Raw genomic sequence first — 23,147 nt, 5'->3', positions numbered from 1 at the left:
TTGCGCGCGCCAGGAAGGGGGAGAGAAGGCAGGCGGCGGGGCTGGCCGAGGCGCGCGATGACTTCGGATAGCGCGGTCAGTTCGTCTTGTGCCGTTTCGAATTGTTTGAGGAAGTGGGCGGAAAGGCTTCGTTGGCTGCAGAGATGAAGCCGGCGGCATCGTGCTGTGTGACGCCCGCCAGGCTTGCGATCTGGCCGCCGGCCAGCGGCACTTCTATCGTGGTGAAACCCAGCGTGCTGGTGATCTGCGCTGGTCCCGCCCAGGACGAAAAGGCGCTTGGTGACGGCTGCCAAGAAAGTTGATGCCTGTGGCGGTCTGCTCGGCAGCCCATGAGGCATGGCCGAGGGAGCGAAGAATCGCTCCGGGCCATTTGCGTCTCTTGAGCTGCTTTGGCGCTGTCATGTTCACGCGCCTCCGCCGGCTATTAGCGTGGCCTGTGCGGCGCGGAATGCATCCTGCAGCGCCTTGTGATTATCGAGGCCTTCAAGGGCATAGAGGTTGAGAAACTGACGCCCGGCAAACAGTTTGCGGTCGACGGGGCTCAGGTCTGCTTCGTCGCATACGCCTTGCCAGAGGTTGGCAATGGTTGTGATCTGATGTTCGATCAGCGCGGCGGCTTCCGCTTCTTTCAGGTGATAATCCGGCGCGGCAGCGAGCAGAGTGGCGAGCGTGCTCGCGCGGCCCTCGCCCTTGATCAGCATGGCCTGTGTGGCTTCGTTGCCCGTGCGGCCTTGCGGACAGATGTCATAGGCCGGCGTGAGCGTCAGCATCCTGCCGTCCCAGAAGGCTGCATGGTTGCGGGCGTGGTCGTCGGTATTGCCGCACAGCACGTTGAAGCAGATCCGTCCGTAGAGCTCCTTCAGCGTGTCCTTCGGGTCAGTGAAGCGGTGGCGGATGAGTTCGGCCAGGTCTTCGTAGGAGGCATAGCGGGCCATCATTTCATCAAGACCCAGCATGGTCAGGGCTGAGACCATGGCTTGTCTCGTCCAGCCATCCTTTGTGGGCGTGCGGTCGAAGCGCTCGATAAGCAGCACATCCTTGTGGGCGGCACGGGTCATCGACACGGGCGCGGCGTTGAGCCCGCAGGCGGCTGCCAGCTTCATTGCGATGAATTCAGCCTTCACGACGCTGTAGGTGTCATTGGCTGCCGAGAATTTAGCGATGAATTTCTTTGTGCCGTCATCAATCAGCGCCTTGGGGCGCGCCCCGCCAATCGACGTGCCGTGATTAAGGGCCTGATCGAGTGCCGGGGTCAGGGGGACGCCTTTTTCAATAAGGGCGGCTGCCTCCATGAGTTCGTCGAGCGAGGCCTGTGCGGCAAGGCGGGGGACATACTCTGTGGCAGATGCCTGGAAATCGAGGGCGCCAATCCGGTCGGAGCCTGACTGGAGCAGAAAGGTCAGCTCGCTGATCTCCGGCACGCCGGCAGCGTCGGGCTTTTTGCCCGTCAGCCTGTTGATGATGACACGGCGGCCCCAGGCATCCGGCGAGCCGTCGCGGATGCAGCTTGCCATCGACAGGCCGTTGATGGGCGCGATGACGCCTTCTTGGAGGGGGAGTTCAGGTTCATAGAGGGAAATGGCGCTCTTACGGCGCCGGTAGCTGGCACCGTAGGTAAAGAGCAGGCGGTCGCCATCCTGGTCGAGGCGGCCGGCCACCACCGGATCTGTTGCCCCGGGCAGCCACATCCAGACAAAGGCTTCTGTTGCATCCGCCTTAGAAGTCATCGTCGACCTCCTTCACGGCGTGGCGGACGCTCTTCGGCAGCAGGGTCAGTTTTTCGTCGAGGCGGGTATTGTGCATCTGGAGCGTGCGCTCGTCATAGTCGAATAGGCGCACGCCGACGAGTGAGGCGACCTCGAAGACGATGCCGATCTCAGGGCCCGGGGCGCCTTTTTCGATACTGGAAAGGGTGGTGCGGCTGATGCCGGCGCGGTCGGCCAGTTCCTGTGCGGTCAGGCCGCGTTCGGCCCGGCCGACCCGGATCAGCTTGCCGAGCATGGCGAGTGCTTGGTGCGTGACTCTCGAGTAGCTTCTCTGACGGGGCACGGTTATACCTGTTTTGTTCATTTGAGTGGACGTGAGGCCTTCTCATGTCCAGAATTTTGTACATTGTCATGGGACTAGTAAACAGTCAAGTTATGTTCATTTGATTGGTCATAAGGGGGGTTCGCGGCCAAAATTTTGTACATAGCAGGACTGAGGCCGGGCGGCGGCAATGCGATAGAGTGATCGTAGCTTTCGGCAAGTTCCGGCGTGATCTTTCCATCGACACCATAATTCACAAGTCCGCGATGGATCGCCAGCTTGACGGTGCGGCCCGAGGTACCGGATGAAAAGACCGTAAAGCTAACCCTTTCGAGCCCGTCGGTCGCCCTTATCGATTATCTTGCGCTGCCGGAATCCGTCATCGTGCCGGCGGCATGGCTTGCAAAGAATGCCGATAATCTCACCGCCTCGCCGGTTGGTGCCGGTCCCTTCAAATTCGCTGGCTGGACGCGCGGTCGAGAGATCGTCGTCAAGAAATATGACGGTTATTACAAGCCCGGCAAGCCGGATTTGGACGAGGTCCACTACGTCTTCTACAGCGACGAGAACACGCGCGTGAACGCGCTGAAATCGGGCGATGTCGATATCATCGACTACGTTCCGGCCAAGGATGCCGCCGATCTTGAAAAGGAATCCGATACCGAGCTCTTGCGGAACACCGGCCTGTTCATGGGACTGCAGTTCAATACAAAATTCGAGCCATTTTCGAAACCGGAAGTTCGCCAGGCAGTCGCCTATGCCGTCGATCGCAGCGTCATCATCAATACAGCCTTCAACGGCCTGGGCAGCCCGATCTACGGCATTGCCATTCCCAAGGGCTACATGGGCTATTCCGAGGCCAAGGCGAACTATTTCTCGCATGACATTGAGAAGGCCAAGGCACTTCTCGCCAAGGCCGGATATCCGAACGGCTTCGAGGCACGATTGCTCGCCTCGTCGCAATATAGTTTCCACCAAAATACGGCGATCGCCATTCAGTCAGAGCTTGCGAAATCGGCATCAAGGTAAAACTCGACCTGCCGGATTGGGCAAGCCGCATGGCCAAGGCAACCGCTGCAGACTACGATTTTACCGTGCTTGGCAGTCTCGGGGAGATCACCGATGCCGACTGGCTGAGCAATTACTACTACGGTGGCGATAAGCTCGTCCGAACCAACAATTCGCCGTATTTCAACGGTCCGCAGATCAACGAGCTGCTCGATAAGGGCAGGGCAACCGTCGACAAAGACGAGAGAGCGAAAGTCTACGACGCCTTCGTCGACAGAGCGCTCGAATTGTCGCCGCTCGTTTACTTCATGTGGCGCGAGCAGAACTATGCGATCAGGAAAGGTGTGACCGGTTTTACGAACATGCCCGGCTTCCTGACGTTCCAGTCCGGCCTCAGCATCGAGAACACCAAGGTCGAATGAAACCAGAGGGTACCGGAAGGATGTCTATCCGGTGGCCTTGTCCCTCACGGTCCCAGCAAGTTAGCAACCATCCACGTTTTACGCAGGCGCTCGAGGCAGCGCAGGTGGCAATGAGTAGGCGTGCTAAGGATTGTGATGAACGGGAAGTCACGCTATCGCGCTGGCGGTTCGATCCACAATAGCGGCTTGTGCCGGGGGAAGGGGCTAGTTCAATGGCTTGGCTCAAGACCTCAGGGCGTCGTCGGTTCTGATCCGTTTCAAGAGCTAACCCATTCAGATGGGCCTGACATCCCCTTGATTAGGAAAGACCGTACCAGGCGCCGCGGCCGGCACCGTGGAGGACGAGGTGCCCTTGATCCACGAGTGCCTTGAGATGATCCTTGATGGTATGACGGCTTGCATCGGTGATCCGTGCAGCCTCCGCGACCGTGATCCGCCCGTGCTCGCGCGCCAACTCGAGCAATGTAACGGATAATTCCGGCATGTTGGCGAGGATAATACGCTCGCGCTCCATTTTCTTCTCAAGCCGCGTCTTCTGCCGATGCAGGGCTCTCAAAAAGAACTCGATCCAGGGGTTCCAGTCTGGTTCGGTGCTGCGGATCGTTCCCTGCGTGCGCCGTAGCGAGATGTAATAGCTCTCCTTGCTTTGCTCGATGATACTTTCGAGCGAGCTGTAGGGGACGTAAGCGTAGCCGGCCCGCAGGAGCAACAAGGTGGTCAGAATACGCGATAGGCGGCCATTGCCATCCTGGAATGGATGGATTTCGAGGAAAACGACAACGAAGATCGCGACGACTAAAAGTGGATGGAGCCGCTTTTCTCGCCCTTGCTCATCCAGCCAGGCGATCAGTTCTTCCATTCGACGCGGCGTATCGAACGGCGATGCCGTTTCGAAAACTATGCCGAGGCTCTTGCCCTGTTCGTTAAACGCCTCCACATTGTTGGAGAGGGTTTTGTATGCGCCGCGATGCCGCTCGTCCTTTGTCGAATGCGCAAGAAGGTCGCGGTGGAGCTGACGGATATGATTCTCGGTGAGTGAAATAGCTTCGTAAGCACTGAAGGTGGTCTCCATCACCTCCGCATAGCCGGCAACCTCTTGCTCGTCGCGTGTCGTAAACGACCCCAGGCGAATGTTTGCCAGCAGCTTTTCGACCTCTCGGTCGGTAAGGCGTGCCCCTTCGATACGTGTGGAGGAACCGACGCTTTCGATCGTGGCGACACGCCGGAGGCCGGACAGCCGCTCAGGAGCGATCCGGCCGATCGCACGCCAAGCACCCTTAAATTCGTCGATTTCGGCGATCAGCGACAGGATTTCGGGCGTGATCCGGACGGTCGCCGTATTTAGAAATTCCATTTGCCCATCCATTCCCATCCAAATCTTGAGACGCTGTCATGCACTATTTATCCATCCATTTCCATCCAATTTCCACGAGAGAGTTTGTCGCGTGAGCAAAATGCCGAATAGGCGTGCTCGTCGAAGGCTTGGACAACCAAGCTGCGCGTGCTCAGCTCCGATGTCTCAGAGCGTTGACGATTAGTGCCATCGCGGGGGACATCTGCCGTCGGCTGGGATAGTAAAGGTGGTATCCCGTGAACGGCTCACTCCAATCGTCGAGGACAGCCTGCAACTCTCCAGACCTGATATGTCCTTCCACGAGATCCTCCGGTATGTAGGCAATCCCGTATCCTTTGACGGCGGCATCGATCTGGGAGATCGATGAATTGAAGCTGAGCTGCCCGTTGACCCTGACCCGCAACTCCCGCCCGTCCTTCTCGAATTCCCAGGCATAGAAGCCGCCCCATGTCGCTTGCCGCGTATTGATGCAGACATGGCTGACAAGATCCTGCGGCATGTTGGGAATTCCGTGCCTGACGAGGTATTCCGGGGAGGCGACGGCCCGCAGCCTCCAGTCAGGGCCGATGCGCACGGCGATCATGTCCTTGTCGACGCTCTCGCCGAGCCGGACGCCGGCATCGAAACGTTCCTCGACGATGTTGCGCATCCCGTTGTCGCTGTAGAGCTCGACCTTGACGTCAGGATTGTCGGACAGGACACGACTCAGCTTAGGCCAGACCGTCGTCTGGAGAGCATGATCAGAGAGCGTCAGGCGCACTGTGCCCGACGGCTTCTCCCGGAAAGTCACCAAATCTGCCAGATCTGCTTCGATCCCCTCAAATCTCGGAGAGAGCGACTGTAGTAGGCGCTCGCCAGCCTCCGTTGTTGCCACGCTGCGGGTGGTCCGCGTCAGCAGGCGAACTCCCAGCCGCGCCTCCAACTTCTTGATCGTATGGCTGAGAGTGGACTGAGAGGTACCGAGGTTGGCCGCGGCCTTGGTGAAGCTCTGCTCCCTCGCCACCTCGATGAACCACAGCAAATCCTTCACATCCTCCCGCAGCATGGCGGCCCAGGCTCCTATTGATGTTCTGTATCGATAACTTCATGCGGATTAGCACGGATTGTTCGCAAAGTCGCCCGGCAATATCTTTCTCTCGCAAGTCGCGCAACGCGAGCACGCAAGGATCCATGACATGAGCATAACCTTTGAAGATGGCGTCGAGAGCCAGAAAGCCGCTTGGGGAGCAGTATTCTCCATGACGCTTTGCGTCTTCGTTCTGATCGCCTCCGAGTTCATGCCGGTCAGTCTTTTGACACCGATTGCGTCGGGCCTCAGCATCTCCGAGGGGCAGGCGGGGCAGGCGATCTCGATCTCCGGAGTCTTTGCGGTCATCACGAGCCTGTTCATCGCGACGATCACGCGCCGGCTCGACCGGAGGATCGTCGTTCTTGGACTGACGTCTCTGCTGACGATCTCCGGCCTTATCGTGACATTCGCACCAACCTATTCGGTTCTCATGTCCGGCCGGGCACTTCTTGGCATTTCGATCGGAGGCTTCTGGTCGATGTCGACGGCGATCGTCATGCGGCTTGTATCCGGAAGCCAGGTGCCCGCAGCGCTTGCCCTGCTCAATGCCGGGAATGCGATAGCCGCGACCATCTCGGCTCCGGTCGGCAGCCTTTTGGGCGCCTATATCGGCTGGAGAGGGGCGTTCTTCCTCGTAGTTCCGATCAGCCTACTTGCGATCCTCTGGCAGTTTATCAGCCTTCCCTCGCTGCCTGTGCGGGACAGCCGGTCTACGCCGAACGTGTTCAGACTGCTCCGGCGTCCACCGGTCATTGCTGGAATGATGGCAATCCTGCTCCTCTTCATGGGCCAGTTCGCGCTCTTCACCTATCTCCGGCCGTTTCTGGAGCAGGTGACCCACCTCGACATAGAGACGCTTTCGCTCACCCTCCTCATCATGGGCCTTGCTGGGGCCGGCGGCACCTGGATGATCGGCAGACTGCTGAGGCAGCGTCTGTTCAGCATCCTTGTTGTCATACCCTTGGTGATGGCGGGCCTTGTCCTGTTCATGATCGCGTTCGGAGACCGGGAAATCGCGGTGTTGGCCGCACTCGCGGGCTGGGGCTTCTTCGGTACTGCCGCTCCTGTAGGCTGGGGAACCTGGCTCAGTCGATATCTCGCCGATGATGCCGAGGCAGGAGGAGGGCTGCAGGTCGCTGTCATCCAGCTCGCAATCACGGCGGGAGCATCGATCGGCGGCCTCCTCTTCGACGCCGTGGGCTGGTGGTCGGCCTTTCTCCTCAGCGCAGCCTTGCTTCTCGGTTCGTCTCTAGCGTCGGTCGTCGCCTGGCACACCGTCAGGAGGGCCTCATGAGCAATCGATTGCATCCGATGAAGCGCCGCACCGTGCTGGCACTAGGGGCTTCTGCCCTCGCTCTGCCGAGGCAGGGCCTGAGCCAGACAGATCCCAACAACCAGGAGCCGACAGACGTGAAGATAAAGCTTACTTTCAACGACCGAACGACGACGGCGACGCTCTATGACAATCCATCCGCCCACGACTTCGCTTCCATGCTGCCGCTCGATCTCGAGATTAAAGACTACGGATCGAACGAGAAGATCGCCTACCTGCCGCGGAAGCTGACAACGCAAGGAAACGGGCCATTCTCGAACGAGCGGCCATACGACCTCTGCTACTACATGCCCTGGGGAAACCTCGCGATGTTCTACGCCGACTACAAGCATCCGGGCCTCGTCCGGCTTGGTCGCTTCGACGACGGCTATGAAGCGCTTCACGTGCCTGGGGAATTCCCGCTGCGCATCGAGCGCATCCAATGACACTCAATCCATCCAGACAGGAGACTTCCAAATGAGCAAGCGCATTGAGACGCAGGACGGCTTCGATTCGAGCAGGCGCGGCCTGATGAAAGCAACTGGTGTCGCCGTCGCGGCCATGAGCCTCATCCCGGCGGCTGCCGCCACCCAGGCCCTGGCTCAGACCGCGGAATGGGACAAGACCTTCCCCAAGAGCGACAAGGTCGACCATCAGAAGGTCTCGTTCAAGAACCGGTATGGCATCACTCTGGCGGGAGATCTCTACCTCCCCAAGGAGCGAGGGGACGGTACGCTGGCCGCCATCGTCGTCAGCGGGCCGTTCGGCGCGGTGAAGGAACAGTCGTCCGGGCTTTATGCGCAGACGATGGCAGAACGTGGATTTGCAACGCTAGCCTTCGATCCATCATATACCGGAGAGAGCGGCGGCGAACCGCGTAACATCGCCTCGCCGGACATCAACACCGAGGACTTCAGTGCGGCGGTGGACTTCATCGGGCTGCGGTCAGAAGTCGATCGTGAGCGCATTGGCGTGATCGGCGTCTGCGGCTGGGGCGGCATGGCTTTGAATGCCGTTGCAGTCGACAAGCGCGTCAAGGCAGTCGTCGCCAGCACCATGTACGACATGACGCGGGTCATGTCCAAAGGTTACAACGACAGTGTTTCCCTAGAGCAACGCACGCGGACGCTGGAGCAGTTGAGCCGGCAGCGTTGGGCCGATGCGGAAAAGGGTACTCCCGCGTACCAGGCGGCGTACAACGCCGAAGTCGGTCCAGGTGCGCCGCAGTTCATGGTCGATTACCACGACTACTATTCAACGCCCCGCGGTTATCACAAGCGCGCTGTCAACTCGGGCAACGCCTGGTCGCAGACCACGCCGATCTCGTTCATGAACATGCCAATTCTGACCTACATCGCGGAGATCTCGCCGCGTCCGATACTGATCATCCACGGCGAGAAGGCTCACTCACGCTACTTCAGCGAAACCGCCTTCGCAGCCGCCGCGGAGCCGAAGGAACTGATGATCATTCCGGACGCAAACCATACCGACCTTTACGACCGCATGGACAAGATTCCCTTCGACCGGATAGCCGAGTTCTTCGGTCAACATCTGGCATAAGCTGGCTCGCGGTCGAGGTAACCATAGGCGGCGAGGTGATTTTCTGGTCACAACGCCGTCTCGCTTCTCATCAGGAGACACGAAATGACAGACAATATCGATGGCAAGACCATCGTCATCACGGGCGCCTCGAGCGGCATGGGTGCCGCAGCCGCCCGGTATCTCGCAGCCAAGGGCGCCAACGTAGTCCTTGGAGCGCGCCGCTCCGATCGGATCGACGCCCTGGTCGCCGAACTCAGTGAAGCCGGCCACAAGGCCACTGCCGTAGTCACCGACGTGACGAGGCAAGAGGACCTACGGAAGTTGATCGACACGGCTGTTGAGACCTACGGACGGGTCGATGTGCTCATCAACAATGCGGGCGTCATGCCGCTCTCGCCCATGGATCGATTGAAGGTGGACGAATGGGACCAGATGATCGACGTTAACGTCAAGGGCGTCCTTTACGGCATCGCCGCAGCGCTCCCCCATATGAAGGAGCAGAGGTCGGGCCACATCATCAATCTATCCTCCGTGGCCGGCCACAAGCTCTTCGGCGGCTCGGCCGTATATTCGGCGACCAAGTTCGCAGTCAGGGCATTGTCGGAGGGGCTGCGGCAGGAGATGGCGCCTTACAACATCCGCACTACGATCATCTCGCCCGGAGCCGTCAAGACGGAGCTGCTTGACCACATCAGCGAGAAGGACGTGCAGCAGGCGAACCAGGATTACGTCGGTCAGGTCGGCGTACCAGCCGACACGTTTGCCAGGATGGTTGCCTTTGCAATTAACGAACCCGAGGATGTCGCGGTGAATGAGATCCTGTTCCGCCCGACGGCGCAGGAACTTTAAACCAGCCTTAGACCGCCTTCGTCTTTGCAGTGTCGCCGAAGTTTGATGTCGAGATCCGATAGATCCTATCAGAAACGGCGTTCTAACCCTGCGTTTCCTCGCTCCTATCTCATGGTGGTTGGTACACCATCGAAAGGATGACGCCCGTGAAACTTCTGGCAGCCGCCACCCTCACTCTTGCGACCATCGCATCTTCACCCGCCTCCTCCCAGCAGAGTTCGACCATGACCAGATCGACAAGCGTGTCTTCGAACGACATCCGGAGCGTTTCCCCCGTTCTCGGGCGATACGAGAAGGAAGACGTCGTCGAAGGCCTTTGGGCCCGCCCGCAGCTTTCCGTGCGCGATCGTAGCGTCGTCACTGTCGCCATCCTCGTCGCCCGCAGTCAGGCCGCCGATCTTCCACTTTACATGAACCTTGCGCTCGACAATGGCGTGACACCCAAGGAACTGTCCGAAATCATCACTCATCTCGCATTCTATGCGGGCTGGACGAACGCGACGTCGGCGGTGGCTGTCGCCCATGACATCTTTGCCGAGCGGAACATCGGTGCGGATCAGTTGCCTGAAGCTTCTCCGGATCTCATGCCGCTCAACCAGGAGGGCGAGGCTGAACGTCAAAAGGCGGTCCAAGGCCTGCTGGGCGATGCGTCGCCTGGGCTGGCGGACTTCACGACGGATCCACTGTTCAAAGATGTCTGGCTGCGACCGGATCTCTCGCCTCGCGACCGCAGTCTGGCGACCATCACGTCCCTGATGGCCAACGGTCAGGTGGCCCAGCTCGCAGGCCACCTCAATAGGGCGCTCGACAACGGGCTCACGCCCGAACAGGCAGGCGAGGTCGTCACCCAGATCGCCTTCTACGCCGGCTGGCCGAATGCCTTCTCGGCGGGGCCTGTCGTCGCCGAAGTGCTCAAGAAGCGCCGGCAGTGACCGAACCAAGTGTATCGAACAAGAAGGATCGGCAATATGAAGAAGACCCTCATCGCTGCTACCCTTTCCACCATGGCATTAGCCGACGCGCCTGCAGCTAGATCTGAAAACATTACCGTCAGCCCCGTCGGCGCCGCGGCATCTGTCCTCGCCGATCCTAAGAACTTCACAGGCAACGTCGTCGTCGATATGCTTCTGCCCAGCTCACTATCGACACCAGCCTCATCCGGCCTTGTCACCTTCGAACCCGGTGCTCGAACAGCGTGGCATAGCCACCCGCTTGGTCAGATGCTGATTGTCACAGCAGGTAAAGGGTGGGTGCAACAGGAAGGCGAGGAACGTCAGGAGATCCGTCAGGGAGAGACCGTCTGGATCCCGGCAGGTGTCAAGCACTGGCATGGTGGGACTGCGCAGAACGCCATGAGTCACTACGCCATCACCTACATCCAGGATGGCAAGAACGCCGAGTGGTTGGAACTCGTTTCTGACGAGCAGTATTTGGCCAGGTAGCGTTGGATCATTCGGGCGTAATGATCCAAGGAAAAGGTCCGAACCGGTGGCGGAAGGTGGAGAACTGGTGGGCATACGGGGATCAAAGATAGCGCTCCCCCACCCGGCCGGAAGCTTGGGCATGCAGGGCGGCTCGCACATAGATCTGACCACGCCAGGTATGCCACGGTGCCTTCCTTCCTTCATGTTGTAGTTGTGGTGCGGGACGGGCTATTCGGCGGCCTGCCGAACCGCGCGGCACTTGGCGAAGCCGTCGCTAATGATGTCCTTGGGCAGGTCGCGACCAATGAAGACAAGACGCGTGATCCGGTCCTCATTTTCCTTCCACGGCCGTTGATGGTCCCCTTCAAGCAGCATATGGACCGCCTGGACGACGAAGCGGACGCTGTCGCCGGCAAACGAGATGATTCCCTTCATCCGCAGCATATCCATGCCGAACGACTGAACCGTAGTTTGCAGCCAGTTCAGGAATCTCCCCGGATCCATAGGCTCCCGTTCGACGAGCGAGAAGCTGGTGACATGGTCGTCGTGCTCGTGCTCGTGCTCCTCGTCCAGAAAGTCCGGCTCCACTTCAAGGATACGATCGAGATCGAACGCCTTGCGGTCCAAGATACTCGCGATGTCGACGCCGCAGCGTTGAGCTCTGATGATGCTGGCAACCGGGTTGATGCGCCGGATTCGTTCCTCGACGGCCAGCAGCTCGGCATCATTCACCAGATCGGTCTTGTTGAGGATGATGGTGTCGGCAAAGGCGAGTTGCTCCTGCGCTTCATGCGCCTGGTCGATTTCACCGAGGAGGTGCTTGGCGTCCACGACCGTAATGATGGAGTCCAGCCGTGTCTTCGAGCGAACGTCTTCGTCGACGAAGAAGGTCTGCGCCACCGGCGCCGGGTCAGCGAGGCCTGTCGTCTCGATGAGAATGCCATCAAACCGATCCCGCCGGCGCATCAGGCCTTCGATGATGCGGATCAAGTCGCCTCGAACCGTGCAGCAAATGCAGCCGTTGTTCATCTCGAACACGTCCTCGTCTGACTCGACGATGAGGTCGTTATCGATGCCGACCTCGCCGAACTCGTTGACGATGACGGCGAACTTCTTTCCGTGCGGCTCCGTCAGGATTCGGTTCAGAAGCGTGGTTTTGCCGGCGCCGAGGTAGCCGGTCAGAACTGTGACCGGGGTCGGTTCAAGGTTTTGCTGTGACATAGGCACCTCCAGATTTGCGCAGCGTATTCGGCGTTTTGGCAAACGTTATACCATAACATTTATGTTGACGAGCGTAATAACATTACCTAAGCAGTCGCTGTCAATCCCCGAGGACCCGATGGGCGACATTTGGCGGCCGGCAGGCCTCTTCGAGACAACGGAGCGCAGGTTCCTGGATGTTTGGCGGACTGTTCAAACGGCGCAAGGGCGCCCGAGAGACTTTCGAGGAGCCTATTGTGAGGCGTCTTTACGATTCCACACCGGTAACATTGCTGACCGGCTTTCTGGGATCCGGGAAGACGACCTTGCTCAACGATATCCTTGCTGACGCCCGCATGGCCGGCACTGCCGTCATCGTCAACGAGTTCGGTACCGTTCCCATCGATCATGATCTGGTGCGCACCGGTTCGGAAACCTATTTCCGCACCACGACCGGCTGTATCTGCTGTACGGCAACAAGCGACATCAGGGCATCACTGCACGAACTGCACGAAACATGGATGCGGAGCGAGATCCTCCCTTTCCAGCGGGTCGTGATCGAGACGACCGGGCTTGCCGACCCGGCGCCCATTATCAACAGCATCATTCCTGGTGGTTCACCGGCCATGGGACTGAGGGATCACGTGGTGGCCCGGCATTTTCATCTTGCCCGCGTCGTGACGACGTTTGATGTGCTCGACGGCCGTTCAACGCTCGACAGTTTCATGGAAGGCTGGAAGCAGCTCGCATTTGCCGATCATGTGGTCCTAACTAAGACCGATATCGCCGATGGCAACCATGATTGGCCAGCTGAACTCAAGGCTCTCAATCCTGCGGCGGCCTATCATGATCGCCATCGACGGGAATTTGATCTGTTAGGGCTATTCGGAGCGGGCGCTTACTCCGTCACCGGAAAGGCCGAGGATGTGCCTGGGTGGCTTGCGATCGAGAGACTTGCCGCGCACCCGGACCATGCCCACGACCCCAACCGGCACGGCGACGAAATCGAGGCCATCAGCTTGAGCCACGACGTGCCCCTCTCGCCTCAGGCGGTCGAGACCTTCCTGCATATCGTCACGACCAATGTCGGATCTGGCCTCCTACGCCTCAAAGGCATGTTCGCGCTCGCGGACGCTCCAGACCGGCCCCTCGTGGCACATGCGGTGCAACATCGTCTTTACCCGCTCCAGCGTCTGGAGAGATGGCCGGATGATGACAGGCGCAGTCGTGTCGTCCTCATCGGCCAAGATATGCCGATCAAGCCCATACGGGATCTGTTCGAAGTGCTGGCCCCGCGTCGGGCGAGAAAAAAGAAGGGAACGGCATGAGCGAGGCCTTCGTCAATCCCCTGGCACGGAACGGACCGTCGGTCGTCAGCAGTGCTCGCTCTATCAAGTTATGGGCGCGCAAGCTGCTCTCGCTACCCGACGAGGCCGTTGTTTCGGTAAGCGAGCTCGCCTGCCACGTGCCCGGCTGCCCTCCGAAGGAGACGGTTATGCTGGTCATGCAAGGCGGGCGAACGATGCAGGTTTCGATTCATAAGGCGATGCGGGAGGTCCGACTTCAGGATCTCGCTGCCGCTCTTGTTTCAGACTGGGAGGGAGGCTGAATGCCTCGGTTGTCAGGTATCCCTCACCGCAGGCGTATCGGGGTCGTTCTCGCGACTGCGACAGTCGTGCTCGTATCGGAGAAGCTCGCTCGCAGCGACGACTTCGAGCGGAGCATCTCCGCACTTGCAGAGGCATCGTATAGCCATCTGCGAGTGGCTCATGCCTGTCGGCCGGTGTTGGGGGAAGCCCGCTACTACGAGGCGCGGGTGGCTGTCGAAAACGCCTTGCGGGCCGCTGGCTTACCCATGCACTTAGCCGTCTCATCGGCAGAAACAATGGTGTCGGAAGCACGCGTATCAGCGTCCGGTGAGCCTCGTGAAGAGTTGACGAACTGTCCCGTCGAGTTTGTCAGGACGAAGGCAGTGATCAATCGGCTGCGTGAGCAGATCGATGCTTTTTCTCGCCTGAACCCTCGGTAGGGCCTCGCCACGTCAGACACGACCTTTGAACCATCTCATGAAATCGAGAACCCCACCATGCGAACATCAATCCCCTCGGTGAATGTAACGCTCCTGAGTGCAGTTGTTTTGGCTGCAACTGGTCTCGTTGGGCGACAGACGCTCGCGGCCGAGACAACCTACCCGCTCACTCTGCAGAACTGCGGCCGCTCCGTGACTTTCGAGAAGGCACCGACGCGGACCGTATCGATCGGCCAAAGCAGCACCGAAATCCTTTATCTGCTTGGCCTGGCCGACAAGGTCGCGGGCACTGCACTCTGGGTCGGGCCGGTTTTGAAGGGCTACGAGGATGTCAACGCCGAGATCGACCGTCTCGCGGACAACGATCCGAGCTTCGAGAGTGTGCTTGCCAAGAAGCCGGATATCATCACCGTGCAGTTTCAGTGGCAGATCGGCCCGGAAGGGGTTGTGGCCAAGCCCGAGCAGTTCGAGGAACTTGGTATTCCCGTCTACACCTCTCCGTCCGATTGCGCCGGTAAGGAAAACACCGCCGCCAGCGACGGTGTACGTCATCAGGCCTTCACTATGGATCTCGTCTATCAGGAGATCCGCGAACTGGCGCAAATTTACAACGTCCAGGAAAAAGGCGAGGAGGTCGTCGCCGACCTGAGGAAGCGCGAGGAAGCGGCCCGCGTCATGGTCGCATCAGCCGAGGGCAAGCTGTCGGCCGTCTTTTGGTTCTCGAGTGCCGCCGAAGCCGACCCCTATGTCGCGGGCAAGAATGGTGCCCCCGGATACATTATGTCGGCGCTCGGTATCGAGAATATCATCACGGCCGACGACGAATGGCCGACCGTAGGCTGGGAAACCATCGCCAAGGCTGACCCGACGATCATTGTTGCCGGCTCCATGGAGCGGCGGCGATATCCGCTGGACAGTCTTGAGGCCAAGCTCAACTTCCTCAAGTCCGATCCCGTCGCAAGCCTCATGCCCGCGGTGAAGAATGGGCACGTCTTTGCCATGGACGCACAGGCCATGAACCCGACGATCCGCACGATCGACGGCATTGAGGCGCTGGCCGATAGCATTGCCAAAGCCGGTCTGGGCCAGTGAACCGGATGGTCGCATCGATCGGACGCACGGGCGCGGCTTTCGCCGCGCTCGTCGTTCTCATGACCGTGCTCTGGTTTGGTGCGGCGATCGGGGAAACGGCGATCCCGTTCTCGGCCGTTGCGCAGACGGTTGCAAATCGTCTCTGGGATGCCGGATATCCTCTGGATCCACTCGACGAGGGGATCATCTGGAGCTATCGGCTTAGCCGGGCTGTGGTCGCCGCCTCCTGCGGCTCGGCTCTGGCGCTCTCCGGCGCCGTGCTGCAATCGCTGCTGCGCAATCCGCTGGCCGATCCCTATATCTTGGGCATCTCTGCTGGAGCCTCGACAGGCGCCGTCACCGTCGCGATCCTTGGGTTTGGAGCCAACATGTTGACCTTGCCGCTCGGTGCCTTTCTCGGTGCACTTATCGCTTTCCTGCTGGTGAGCGTGCTCGCACTGAAAGCCGGGCGCACCACGGCGGCGATCATCCTGGCCGGCGTCGCAGGTTCGCAGCTGTTCAACGCGCTCACATCTTTCATTGTCACCAAGGCGGCGACGGCCGAACAGGCCAGGGGCATCATGTTCTGGTTGCTCGGCAATCTTTCCGGTGTGCGCTGGCCGGATGCTTCGCTGGCCGTGCCTGCGGCACTGGCCGGCCTTTTGATCTGCCTTCTCCATGCGCGCACGCTTGATGCCTTCACTTTCGGTTCTGAGTCGGCGGCCTCTCTCGGCATTTCTGTCCGCCGGACCTATCTGGTCCTAGTCGGAGCCGCCGCGATGATGACGGCCACCATGGTCTCGATCGTCGGATCGATCGGATTCGTCGGCCTCGTCATTCCGCATGCCGCGCGGATGCTCGTGGGTGTTCGCCACGGTGTCCTACTTCCAGCATCCGCGCTGATCGGTGCCGTCTTCATGATTGTCGCCGATATCCTCTCGCGCACGCTTATTCCCGGGCAGGTCCTGCCTATCGGCGTCATCACCGCGCTCATCGGCGCTCCCGCCTTTGCTCTTATTCTCAGTCAGAAGAGGGCGCGCGCATGACGCTTTCAGTCAACAGCGTTTCCTGGGCCGCCGGAGGGATCGAAATCCTCACAGACGTCTCGCTGACGGTAGAGAAGGGCGAGTTCCTCGGCATCATCGGTCCCAACGGTTCCGGGAAGACGAGCCTGATGTCGCTGCTTGCCGGCATCCGTAAACCGAAGTCGGGTGCAGTCTTCCTGGATGGCGCACCAATCGGGGAGCTTGGTCGGCGTGCCGTCGCCCAGCGTCTGGCGTTCGTCGAGCAGCAGGCGGAGACAGGGGAACGAATAACGGCGCGGCAAGCGGTCGAACTCGGCCGCACGCCTTTTCTCGGCGCGCTGTCGTCTTGGTCGTCCGAAGACGACCGGATTGTCGATGGCGCCCTCGAAAATGTCGATATGATGCATCTGGCCGGGCGGTCCTGGCACACCTTGTCGGGCGGCGAGCGACAGCGGCTGCACATTGCCCGCGCGCTTGCGCAACAACCGGAGATCCTGCTACTCGACGAGCCGACCAACCATCTCGATATCGGCCATCAGATCAGCTTGCTCGATCTTGTGCATCAGCAGGACCTGACCGTCGTTGCGGCCCTGCACGACCTCAATCACGCGGCCTTGTTCTGCGACCGGATCGCAGTGATGCAGGAGGGGCGCCTTGTGGCGCTCGGCGCGCCGCGCGCCGTTCTGACAGAGGAGCGCATCGGCGCAGTCTTCGGCGTTGATGTCGAGATCGAGCAGTATGATGGCGGCACTTGTAACATCCGCTTCCTGACGCGGCAGGCGCAAAGGCGTGTGTCGACAAGACAGCGCAGAAACTTCTCCACAATAGGAACCTGAACCGATGGACATGCGCAATCATGATCTGAAGGAAGATATTCGGGAGTACTGGTCGCGGCGCTCGGCGACCTTCGACCTCGCCTTCGGCCACCGCATCCCACCGGGTCCGGAACTGGACGCCTGGGCGGCTGCCGTGCGCGAGGCGATCGGACCGGCCCCACAGAAGGTGCTGGAACTCGCCTGCGGTACCGGCGAGGTGACCAATGTCCTCCTTTCGCTCGGCCATGAGGTAATGGCGCTCGATTTCTCCGAGGCCATGCTCGGCGTTGCGCGCACCAAACATGCCGGCAATGAGCGCGCCCACTTTATCCTGGCCGATGCCGAGCGGACGATGGAGCCCGATCAGACCTATGATGCGGTGATCTGCCGCCATCTCGTCTGGACATTGACGGAGCCGGAACAGGCACTCTCTGACTGGTTTCGCGTGCTGAAACCGGGTGGAAAGCTACTTGTCTTCGACGGCGACTGGACGAAGCCGACGCCCGTCGGGCGGATTGCAAGTCTCGCGGTCCGCGCGATCGAGTGCTTTATCGGGCACGATCCCTACTACGACGGAGCCATGAGCGAGAAACATGCGAACATCATGACGCGCCTGCCGTTCAGCGACGGGCTCACTGCCGAAGGTCTGAAACCTCTCGTTGAGGCCGCCGGCTTTTCCAATATCCATTTTCCTTCCCACCTGCCGATCGCGGTTGCGCAGCGCAGCACCCCCGACCTGAGAAACCGGTTGCGGACGCGGTTGTACCGCCGCTTTGTCCTAACGGCATCTCGCCCCGAGGACGCCGCAGCGCGAGCGCATCGAGATCAACCTTAACGCCGCAGCGTAGGGCAGACTGCGCGTCTCAGCCTCTCAGTGTTGCCAAGACGATGACCATCGCGAGAGCAGTGTCCAGCACGAAGCAGAACTCTGCCATCGACCGTACGACGACCTTGTTCTTGACATGGTGATAGACGTCCCAGCCAGCATGTGCGACCAGTCCCGCCGCGACCAGCAGCGCTCCCACAAAGGGACTGATGAAGAGGGCCACGGTGGCTAAACCACCGAAGACGACCATTGCGATGGCTTGCAGCGGCAGTTCGCGGTTAGGACGTCTCAGAGCCCGGATCACGCCATAGACCGCAAAGAGGGCGGCGACGATAAGCATCGCCCATGTCGCATCAAACGGTATGAGGCCGAACCTTGCGACGGTGATCACTGCCACCGATAGCAGGAATACTGGCCAGGAAACCCATGGAATCTCCAAGGCAGCCGCTGCCAGGTACACAAGGCCTGAGGCGACGACGATCGCAGCTAAGTCCGTGCCATGCTCCGAACCATTGAGCAGATCGATCGAAACGAAAACTGCGAATGCCAGGCCAATAGCCGCGGGCCACCATTGTATCGACCGCCAGCCCGACGTGGGGGATTCGGGCGCTGACTTTGATGTTTCCGATGTTTCAGTCATGATTGCTCCTCCTTGCGGTGGCGCGGTCCTAGGCCGACCACCAGTGCGAACACTAGCAGGCGCACAGAGTTGGCAGGAATGACAAAAGGATGCTAATTCCTGCCAGTGCTGTATCATGTCGTCATTACCGTCTATCAGGACTTCGAATTGCTGGATGCGACCGGCCCGGCGTCCGTTTTCGCATCCGCCAATCACGCACTCGCGGAAGATGGAGAGCCTGCACGCTATACCGTGCATTTGGCCTCGCCGACTGGCGGGGCGGTGCCGAGTAGCAGCGGTGTCGTCGTCGAAACCAAAGCACTGACGAAGGTGCCACGACGGATTGACACAATCCTGGTGGCCGGGGCGGAGGCCGGCGCGGTCACCGCAGCGACCCGGACGCCGGAATTACGGTGGTGGTTATCGCGGAGCGCCTCGTCCGTCAGACGACTCGGGTCGGTTTGCGCCGGCACCTTTGTGCTCGCAGCGGCGGGACTGGTAGACGGCAAGCGTGTTGCCACACACTGGAGCGCCTGCGAACCGCTCGCGCGACTCTACCCCTCCCTTACGGTCGACGCCGATGCACTCTATGTCGTCGACGGCAACGTCTGGACATCGGCCGGAGTGACCACCGGTATTGACATGGCCCTCGCCATGGTCAGCGAGGATCTCGGCAGCGCGCTTGCAAGTCGGGTCGCCAAGCGCCTCGTCCTCTACGCACGCCGCCCCGGCTATCAGTCTCAGTTCAGCCCGCTGCTGCGTGCCCAGGCGAAAGCCGATGGTCCTTTTGCCGATCTCCTGGTGTGGGCACAGGCCAATCTCGATACCGCGCTGGACGTGCCGAGCCTTGCGGCCAAGGTCGGCCTCTCGGAGCGGACGTTTTACAGACGGTTTGTCGCTGCGATAGGCGAGACGCCGGCACAGTATATCGAGACCGTGCGGCTGGACGCGGCGCGTATCTTGCTCTCCCAAGAACTCCCGTTGAAGGAAATCGCAAGGCGGGTGGGACTTGCGCCGACCGCTCGCTTCACGCAGGTCTTCCAAAGACGCTTCGGCGTGACGCCTCGCCTTTTCCGCGAGACCCATACGAGCAGGTGAGCCGTGCTAGATGCAAAGCTCAGCTTAACTCATACTACGACAAATGTCCGTCAACGGGCCTGGAGTACAGAAGCAGTCGGTTCGCTTCCGCCCTCTCGACCGCCGGGCGGCGAGGTGCCCCACTTCGGTGGTTCAGCCATGTCTGTGTGCGCGCTTTCCTCGATTTTCTCGTCGCGAAGATGGCCGAGCACGAACCGGCACGACCCCTTCTTGCAAGCCGGCTGTAGAGCTTGACTATCCTCTCGCTCAAAAAATCAGCATCACGACGGCCGCGAGAGCCATCACACTGGTTGCCGCCCATCCGAATAGCAAAACAGGAAGCGACACCGTAAAGCGGCCCATCTGATCGCGACGGCTGGCCACGATCATCATTCCCGCCATGATCGGAACCGCCACAAAGCCATTGATCACCGCGCTCCAGAACAACGCCTTGATGGGATCGATTGGCGAAAAACCGATGCCGAGCCCGAGAAGGACGGCGACGGTGATGACCGCATAGAACCCGATCGCCTCCCACGGCTTGTTCTCGAGACCGCACTTCCATCCCTGTGATTCACCGAATGCGTAGGCGGCGGAACCGGCCAGCACCGGCAAGGAAAGCAGCCCGGTGCCGATAATGCCGAGGCTGAACAGCATGAAAGCGAAATTTCCAGCAATTGGTCGGAGGGCCTCCGCCACATCGGCAGCGCTGCCGATTTCGGTCTTTCCTGCCTCATGCAGGGTTGCCGCCGTGCTCATCATGATGGCGATCGCGACCAGGTTGGAAATCGCCATGCCTGCAAAAGTGTCTAGGCGTATTCGCTTCAACTCCTTTTTGGCCTGGTCAGGCGCCTCGGTCAGCGCTTTGGCTTTTGGGTGCTGATCGATTTCCTCGACTTCCTGCGAGCTTTGCCAGAAGAATAGATAGGGGCTGATGGTTGTTCCTAGAATCGCGACGATGACGGTGAAGCTTTCGCCGGTAAGCGGAAAGGACGGCAGCACAAAACCTTGCGCTGCAGCCAGCCAATCGACCTCTGCTACGAAGAGGACGGCCACATAGGACAGCAGGACCAGCGTGAGCCATTTCAGGTACCGCGCATACCGTTCGTAGGAGATGAACAGCTGAAGTCCCAAAGACACAAGCGCAAAGAAGATCGTAAACGGAAAGGCTGGTCCTCCCACCACCAGTTGAGCGGCCGCACCCATTGCAGCGAGATTGGCGCCGATGTTGATCGTATTGGCCGTGAACAGAAGGACAACAAGCAGAAGCACTATCGATTTCGGAAGGACATCGCCCAGGTTTTTGGCGAGGCCGCATCCGGTGACGCGGCCAATTTTGCCACTCACGAGCTGAACTGCCGTCATCAACGGATAGGTCAACAGCATCGTCCAGAGCATGTTGAAGCCAAATTGGGCGCCAGCCTGGGAATAGGTAGCTATACCGCTTGGATCGTCGTCGGCTGCTCCCGTGACGAGACCCGGACCGAGTTGCTTGAAAACGGCAGCTCGGCGCCAACGTCGGAGGGGCTTCTTGGAGATTTCTTCGCCTGGGATGATACGATCTAAGACCGAGTTCAAGGATGATCCTCTGTGGAATGGATGATCAACGTGCCGTCGTTCTGCTGGTTCCTTGCCACAGCCGCCTGTACTGACGTTGAGATCGCATGTTCTGCACGGGTCAGTCAGCCCTTGCCGAAACGCGTCGGTGATTGATCCAGAAAAGACCGCGGGCGCGCCAGCCGACGTTTCCACAGGTTATCTTCCGCACCATCAGCGGCGAGTAAGTCTTTGCTATCGGGCTTCTGCCTCAGAGTTCCCCGCTGTCAATCCTTTGCCGACCCCGGCTCCGCTATCTTGCGATTCTGCTTGGCAAGCATGCTGGCCGGCGTGATATTGGCAGCGGCCGACATCAACTTGTTCTTCCAGCCCGCAACAACATCGCCTTCGCCGTCCATCATGGCCTCGTAGCCGATCTTCGCCACGAAGGCAGGATCATCCTTTTTCACCTGGCCGAGCTTCGTATCCATCAGGTCGGCGCGCTCGAAGAATTCGGTGTCTGTTGCGCCGGGCATCAGGCAGGTGACCGTCACACCGGTATCCTTCAATTCCTCGCGCAGAGCCAGGGAGAAGGAGTTGATGAAGGCTTTCGTGCTGTTGTAGACCGCCTGGAACGTACCGGGCGTGAAGCCGGCGATTGAGCCGGTGAAAAGGATACGGCCCCGGCCTTGCGCCCGCATGCGGTTTCCGATGTCGTGAACGAGGGCCAGCGCACCGCTGATATTGGTATCGACGACCCGTTGCATGGCATAGATGTCTTCGTCGAGAAAGCCGCTGCCGAGGCCCCGGCCCGCATTGGCCATCAGAAGGTCGACCGGCCGGCCGAGCGCGGAGATGCCCGCCACGAAACGGCGCACGCCATCCCGGGTGGAAAGATCCACCTGCATGGCTTCGACCTCCACGCCGAACTCCCTGAGCTTCATTGCCGCTTCCTGAATCCGCGGCTCGTCGGCTGCGATCGCAAGGTCGTAGCCATCCTGCGCGGCGCATTTGGCCAATTCGTAGCCGATACCGGTTGATGCCCCGGTGACGACCGCAAGGCCCTTGCTTGATTCAACGGGGTTCATGGTCTTCTCCTCTACGGTTTCATGACGACCTTAATGCAGCCGTCCTGCTTGTCGCGGAAGGTCTTGTAGAGGTCGGGGCCTTCTTCCAACGTCGCGCGGTGCGTGATGACGAAGGACGGGTCGATCTCGCCTCTCTCGATGCGCCCCATGAGGGTCGGCAGATAATGCTGCACCGGCGTCTGGGCCATCCGGAACGTCAGGCCGCGATTGATGGCCGAGCCCATTGGAACCTTGTCAAGGAACCCGCCATAGACGCCGACGATGGAGACGGTGCCGAAGTTGCGGCAGCAATGGATCGCTTGGCGCAGAACATGTGGTCGGTCGGTGCCCATGAAAGTGGCGACCTTGATCCGGTCCCAGCGCGAATCCCAACTCGCCGAAGCATTCGCTTCCGTGCCGACCGCATCGATACAGGCGTCCGCGCCGCGGCCATGGGTCAACTCCATGATCCGATCGTAGATATCCTCTTCCAGGAAATCCAAGGTCAATGCACCTGCCGAGGCTGCGAGCGCCAGCCGTTCCGGCACCGTGTCGATCGCAAGCACCCGCTCGGCCCCAAGCAGGAAGGCGGAACGGATTGCCATCTGGCCGACGGGGCCGCAGCCCCAGACGGCGATCGTATCTCCTGGCTGGATATCGCAGAACTCGGCGGCCATGTAGCCGGTCGGAAAGATGTCGGAGAGAAAGAGTACCTGTTCGTCCGAAAGCCCCTCCGGAACCTTAATGGGCCCGACATCCGCATAGGGAACGCGCAGATACTCTGCCTGACCGCCGCTGTAGCCGCCAAGCAGATGCGAATATCCGAACAGGCCGGCGGGCGAATTGCCCCAAAGCTTGGTGACCTTACTGCGGT

At 60.0% G+C, this 23,147-nt stretch carries 25 protein-coding genes; 15 read left to right on the top strand and 10 right to left on the bottom strand.

Annotation, left to right across the window (positions count from 1 at the left end):
* Window positions 1-76: 76 nt before the first annotated feature.
* From YH62_RS24860 to YH62_RS24850, 3 genes are all read right to left on the bottom strand, one after another.
* Entirely contained in the window at window positions 77-331 is a 255-nt protein-coding gene (locus YH62_RS24860) for a hypothetical protein (protein WP_046797003.1), read from the bottom strand.
* A gap of 73 nt (window positions 332-404) precedes the next feature.
* Window positions 405-1,727 carry a type II toxin-antitoxin system HipA family toxin gene (locus tag YH62_RS24855; RefSeq protein WP_046797002.1) on the bottom strand — a complete coding sequence of 441 codons (1,323 nt, stop codon included), beginning with the start codon at window positions 1,725-1,727 and terminating at the stop codon, window positions 405-407.
* The gene (locus YH62_RS24850; RefSeq protein WP_046797001.1) at window positions 1,717-2,001 is read right to left on the bottom strand and encodes a helix-turn-helix domain-containing protein; all 285 of its coding nucleotides are present in this window, start codon (window positions 1,999-2,001) and stop codon (window positions 1,717-1,719) included. The genes YH62_RS24855 and YH62_RS24850 overlap by 11 nt, the downstream gene beginning before the upstream one ends.
* 312 nt (window positions 2,002-2,313) lie before the next feature.
* Between YH62_RS24850 and YH62_RS30890 the strand changes: the two genes are divergently transcribed.
* Together YH62_RS30890 and YH62_RS30885 are read left to right on the top strand one after the other, a co-directional pair.
* Window positions 2,314-3,057, top strand: a complete 744-nt coding sequence (locus YH62_RS30890) for an ABC transporter substrate-binding protein (protein WP_245282191.1) — start codon at window positions 2,314-2,316, stop codon at window positions 3,055-3,057.
* A 29-nt stretch (window positions 3,058-3,086) separates the two neighbouring features.
* Complete coding sequence (locus tag YH62_RS30885; protein WP_052760505.1) at window positions 3,087-3,458, top strand: hypothetical protein; 372 nt, start codon at window positions 3,087-3,089, stop codon at window positions 3,456-3,458.
* Between the two features lie 298 nt (window positions 3,459-3,756).
* Here the strand turns inward: YH62_RS30885 and YH62_RS24840 are convergent, their stop codons facing one another.
* The gene (locus tag YH62_RS24840; protein WP_245282181.1) at window positions 3,757-4,812 is read right to left on the bottom strand and encodes a Fic family protein; all 1,056 of its coding nucleotides are present in this window, start codon (window positions 4,810-4,812) and stop codon (window positions 3,757-3,759) included.
* A gap of 151 nt (window positions 4,813-4,963) precedes the next feature.
* Window positions 4,964-5,857, bottom strand: a complete 894-nt coding sequence (locus YH62_RS24835; RefSeq protein WP_046796999.1) for a LysR family transcriptional regulator — start codon at window positions 5,855-5,857, stop codon at window positions 4,964-4,966.
* A gap of 130 nt (window positions 5,858-5,987) precedes the next feature.
* On the opposite strand from YH62_RS24835, the gene YH62_RS24830 reads away from it, so the two are divergent.
* The 6 genes from YH62_RS24830 to YH62_RS24805 all read left to right on the top strand — a co-directional run bounded on the left by YH62_RS24830 (window position 5,988) and on the right by YH62_RS24805 (window position 11,026).
* On the top strand, window positions 5,988-7,175 hold the full coding sequence (locus YH62_RS24830; protein ID WP_046797100.1) for an MFS transporter: 1,188 nt from the start codon (window positions 5,988-5,990) through the stop codon (window positions 7,173-7,175).
* Window positions 7,172-7,639: a cyclophilin-like fold protein gene (locus tag YH62_RS24825; RefSeq protein WP_046796998.1), complete on the top strand. Its 468-nt coding sequence runs from the start codon at window positions 7,172-7,174 to the stop codon at window positions 7,637-7,639. Before YH62_RS24830 ends, YH62_RS24825 begins: the two co-directional genes overlap by 4 nt.
* 31 nt (window positions 7,640-7,670) lie before the next feature.
* Window positions 7,671-8,753: an alpha/beta hydrolase gene (locus YH62_RS24820; RefSeq protein ID WP_046796997.1), complete on the top strand. Its 1,083-nt coding sequence runs from the start codon at window positions 7,671-7,673 to the stop codon at window positions 8,751-8,753.
* 84 nt (window positions 8,754-8,837) lie between these two features.
* Window positions 8,838-9,584: an SDR family oxidoreductase gene (locus YH62_RS24815; RefSeq protein ID WP_046796996.1), complete on the top strand. Its 747-nt coding sequence runs from the start codon at window positions 8,838-8,840 to the stop codon at window positions 9,582-9,584.
* Window positions 9,585-9,721: 137 nt separating this feature from the next.
* Window positions 9,722-10,516, top strand: coding sequence for a carboxymuconolactone decarboxylase family protein (locus tag YH62_RS24810; protein ID WP_046796995.1), 795 nt, complete (start codon window positions 9,722-9,724; stop codon window positions 10,514-10,516).
* A 36-nt stretch (window positions 10,517-10,552) separates the two neighbouring features.
* Window positions 10,553-11,026, top strand: a complete 474-nt coding sequence (locus tag YH62_RS24805) for a cupin domain-containing protein (protein WP_046796994.1) — start codon at window positions 10,553-10,555, stop codon at window positions 11,024-11,026.
* Between the two features lie 210 nt (window positions 11,027-11,236).
* On the opposite strand, the gene YH62_RS24800 is transcribed toward YH62_RS24805, so the two are convergent.
* Entirely contained in the window at window positions 11,237-12,229 is a 993-nt protein-coding gene (locus YH62_RS24800; protein WP_046796993.1) for a GTP-binding protein, read from the bottom strand.
* A gap of 236 nt (window positions 12,230-12,465) precedes the next feature.
* Between YH62_RS24800 and YH62_RS24795 the strand changes: the two genes are divergently transcribed.
* From YH62_RS24795 to YH62_RS24765, 6 genes are all read left to right on the top strand, one after another.
* Window positions 12,466-13,536: a GTP-binding protein gene (locus YH62_RS24795; protein WP_046797099.1), complete on the top strand. Its 1,071-nt coding sequence runs from the start codon at window positions 12,466-12,468 to the stop codon at window positions 13,534-13,536.
* The gene (locus YH62_RS24790; RefSeq protein ID WP_046796992.1) at window positions 13,533-13,817 is read left to right on the top strand and encodes a hypothetical protein; all 285 of its coding nucleotides are present in this window, start codon (window positions 13,533-13,535) and stop codon (window positions 13,815-13,817) included. Before YH62_RS24795 ends, YH62_RS24790 begins: the two co-directional genes overlap by 4 nt.
* A gap of 477 nt (window positions 13,818-14,294) precedes the next feature.
* On the top strand, window positions 14,295-15,329 hold the full coding sequence (locus YH62_RS24780; RefSeq protein WP_082118502.1) for an ABC transporter substrate-binding protein: 1,035 nt from the start codon (window positions 14,295-14,297) through the stop codon (window positions 15,327-15,329).
* Window positions 15,330-15,334: 5 nt separating this feature from the next.
* Window positions 15,335-16,354, top strand: coding sequence for an iron ABC transporter permease (locus YH62_RS24775; protein WP_170986314.1), 1,020 nt, complete (start codon window positions 15,335-15,337; stop codon window positions 16,352-16,354).
* A complete protein-coding gene (locus YH62_RS24770) occupies window positions 16,351-17,169 on the top strand; it encodes an ABC transporter ATP-binding protein (RefSeq protein WP_046796989.1) in 819 nt (272 codons plus the stop codon). Before YH62_RS24775 ends, YH62_RS24770 begins: the two co-directional genes overlap by 4 nt.
* Window positions 17,170-17,173: 4 nt before the next feature.
* On the top strand, window positions 17,174-17,983 hold the full coding sequence (locus tag YH62_RS24765) for a methyltransferase domain-containing protein (protein WP_046796988.1): 810 nt from the start codon (window positions 17,174-17,176) through the stop codon (window positions 17,981-17,983).
* A gap of 28 nt (window positions 17,984-18,011) precedes the next feature.
* Here YH62_RS24765 and YH62_RS24760 read toward each other — a convergent pair whose 3' ends face one another.
* Window positions 18,012-18,614, bottom strand: coding sequence for a hypothetical protein (locus YH62_RS24760; RefSeq protein ID WP_046796987.1), 603 nt, complete (start codon window positions 18,612-18,614; stop codon window positions 18,012-18,014).
* A 105-nt stretch (window positions 18,615-18,719) separates the two neighbouring features.
* Between YH62_RS24760 and YH62_RS24755 the strand changes: the two genes are divergently transcribed.
* Window positions 18,720-19,691: a GlxA family transcriptional regulator gene (locus tag YH62_RS24755; RefSeq protein WP_245282180.1), complete on the top strand. Its 972-nt coding sequence runs from the start codon at window positions 18,720-18,722 to the stop codon at window positions 19,689-19,691.
* Between the two features lie 246 nt (window positions 19,692-19,937).
* Here YH62_RS24755 and YH62_RS24750 read toward each other — a convergent pair whose 3' ends face one another.
* The 3 genes from YH62_RS24750 to YH62_RS24740 all read right to left on the bottom strand — a co-directional run.
* Entirely contained in the window at window positions 19,938-21,248 is a 1,311-nt protein-coding gene (locus YH62_RS24750; RefSeq protein WP_348625790.1) for an Nramp family divalent metal transporter, read from the bottom strand.
* A 245-nt stretch (window positions 21,249-21,493) separates the two neighbouring features.
* A complete protein-coding gene (locus YH62_RS24745; protein WP_046796986.1) occupies window positions 21,494-22,294 on the bottom strand; it encodes an SDR family NAD(P)-dependent oxidoreductase in 801 nt (266 codons plus the stop codon).
* Window positions 22,295-22,305: 11 nt separating this feature from the next.
* On the bottom strand, window positions 22,306-23,147 hold an 842-nt coding region (locus YH62_RS24740; protein ID WP_046796985.1), incomplete at its 5' end, for a zinc-binding dehydrogenase.

Origin of the sequence: Rhizobium sp. LC145 (assembly GCF_001005825.1) — a bacterium.
In the GTDB taxonomy this organism is placed as follows: domain Bacteria; phylum Pseudomonadota; class Alphaproteobacteria; order Rhizobiales; family Rhizobiaceae; genus Neorhizobium.
Note: the sequence above shows the minus strand (reverse complement) of the source record. Positions and strands in the feature narration are given on the sequence as shown.

Coding starts and splice junctions, on each gene's coding strand:
- YH62_RS24830 (WP_046797100.1), top strand. CDS start 5,988: ATGAGCATAACCTTTGAAGATGGCGTCGAGAGCCAGAAAGCCGCTTGG.
- YH62_RS30885 (WP_052760505.1), top strand. CDS start 3,087: ATGGCCAAGGCAACCGCTGCAGACTACGATTTTACCGTGCTTGGCAGT.
- YH62_RS24775 (WP_170986314.1), top strand. CDS start 15,335: ATGGTCGCATCGATCGGACGCACGGGCGCGGCTTTCGCCGCGCTCGTC.
- YH62_RS24820 (WP_046796997.1), top strand. CDS start 7,671: ATGAGCAAGCGCATTGAGACGCAGGACGGCTTCGATTCGAGCAGGCGC.
- YH62_RS24765 (WP_046796988.1), top strand. CDS start 17,174: ATGGACATGCGCAATCATGATCTGAAGGAAGATATTCGGGAGTACTGG.
- YH62_RS24780 (WP_082118502.1), top strand. CDS start 14,295: ATGCGAACATCAATCCCCTCGGTGAATGTAACGCTCCTGAGTGCAGTT.
- YH62_RS24805 (WP_046796994.1), top strand. CDS start 10,553: ATGAAGAAGACCCTCATCGCTGCTACCCTTTCCACCATGGCATTAGCC.
- YH62_RS24815 (WP_046796996.1), top strand. CDS start 8,838: ATGACAGACAATATCGATGGCAAGACCATCGTCATCACGGGCGCCTCG.
- YH62_RS24825 (WP_046796998.1), top strand. CDS start 7,172: ATGAGCAATCGATTGCATCCGATGAAGCGCCGCACCGTGCTGGCACTA.
- YH62_RS24855 (WP_046797002.1), bottom strand. CDS start 1,727: ATGACTTCTAAGGCGGATGCAACAGAAGCCTTTGTCTGGATGTGGCTG.
- YH62_RS24810 (WP_046796995.1), top strand. CDS start 9,722: ATGACGCCCGTGAAACTTCTGGCAGCCGCCACCCTCACTCTTGCGACC.
- YH62_RS24745 (WP_046796986.1), bottom strand. CDS start 22,294: ATGAACCCCGTTGAATCAAGCAAGGGCCTTGCGGTCGTCACCGGGGCA.
- YH62_RS24800 (WP_046796993.1), bottom strand. CDS start 12,229: ATGTCACAGCAAAACCTTGAACCGACCCCGGTCACAGTTCTGACCGGC.
- YH62_RS24790 (WP_046796992.1), top strand. CDS start 13,533: ATGAGCGAGGCCTTCGTCAATCCCCTGGCACGGAACGGACCGTCGGTC.
- YH62_RS24835 (WP_046796999.1), bottom strand. CDS start 5,857: ATGCTGCGGGAGGATGTGAAGGATTTGCTGTGGTTCATCGAGGTGGCG.
- YH62_RS24860 (WP_046797003.1), bottom strand. CDS start 331: ATGGGCTGCCGAGCAGACCGCCACAGGCATCAACTTTCTTGGCAGCCG.
- YH62_RS24770 (WP_046796989.1), top strand. CDS start 16,351: ATGACGCTTTCAGTCAACAGCGTTTCCTGGGCCGCCGGAGGGATCGAA.
- YH62_RS24850 (WP_046797001.1), bottom strand. CDS start 2,001: ATGCTCGGCAAGCTGATCCGGGTCGGCCGGGCCGAACGCGGCCTGACC.
- YH62_RS24760 (WP_046796987.1), bottom strand. CDS start 18,614: ATGACTGAAACATCGGAAACATCAAAGTCAGCGCCCGAATCCCCCACG.
- YH62_RS24840 (WP_245282181.1), bottom strand. CDS start 4,812: ATGGAATTTCTAAATACGGCGACCGTCCGGATCACGCCCGAAATCCTG.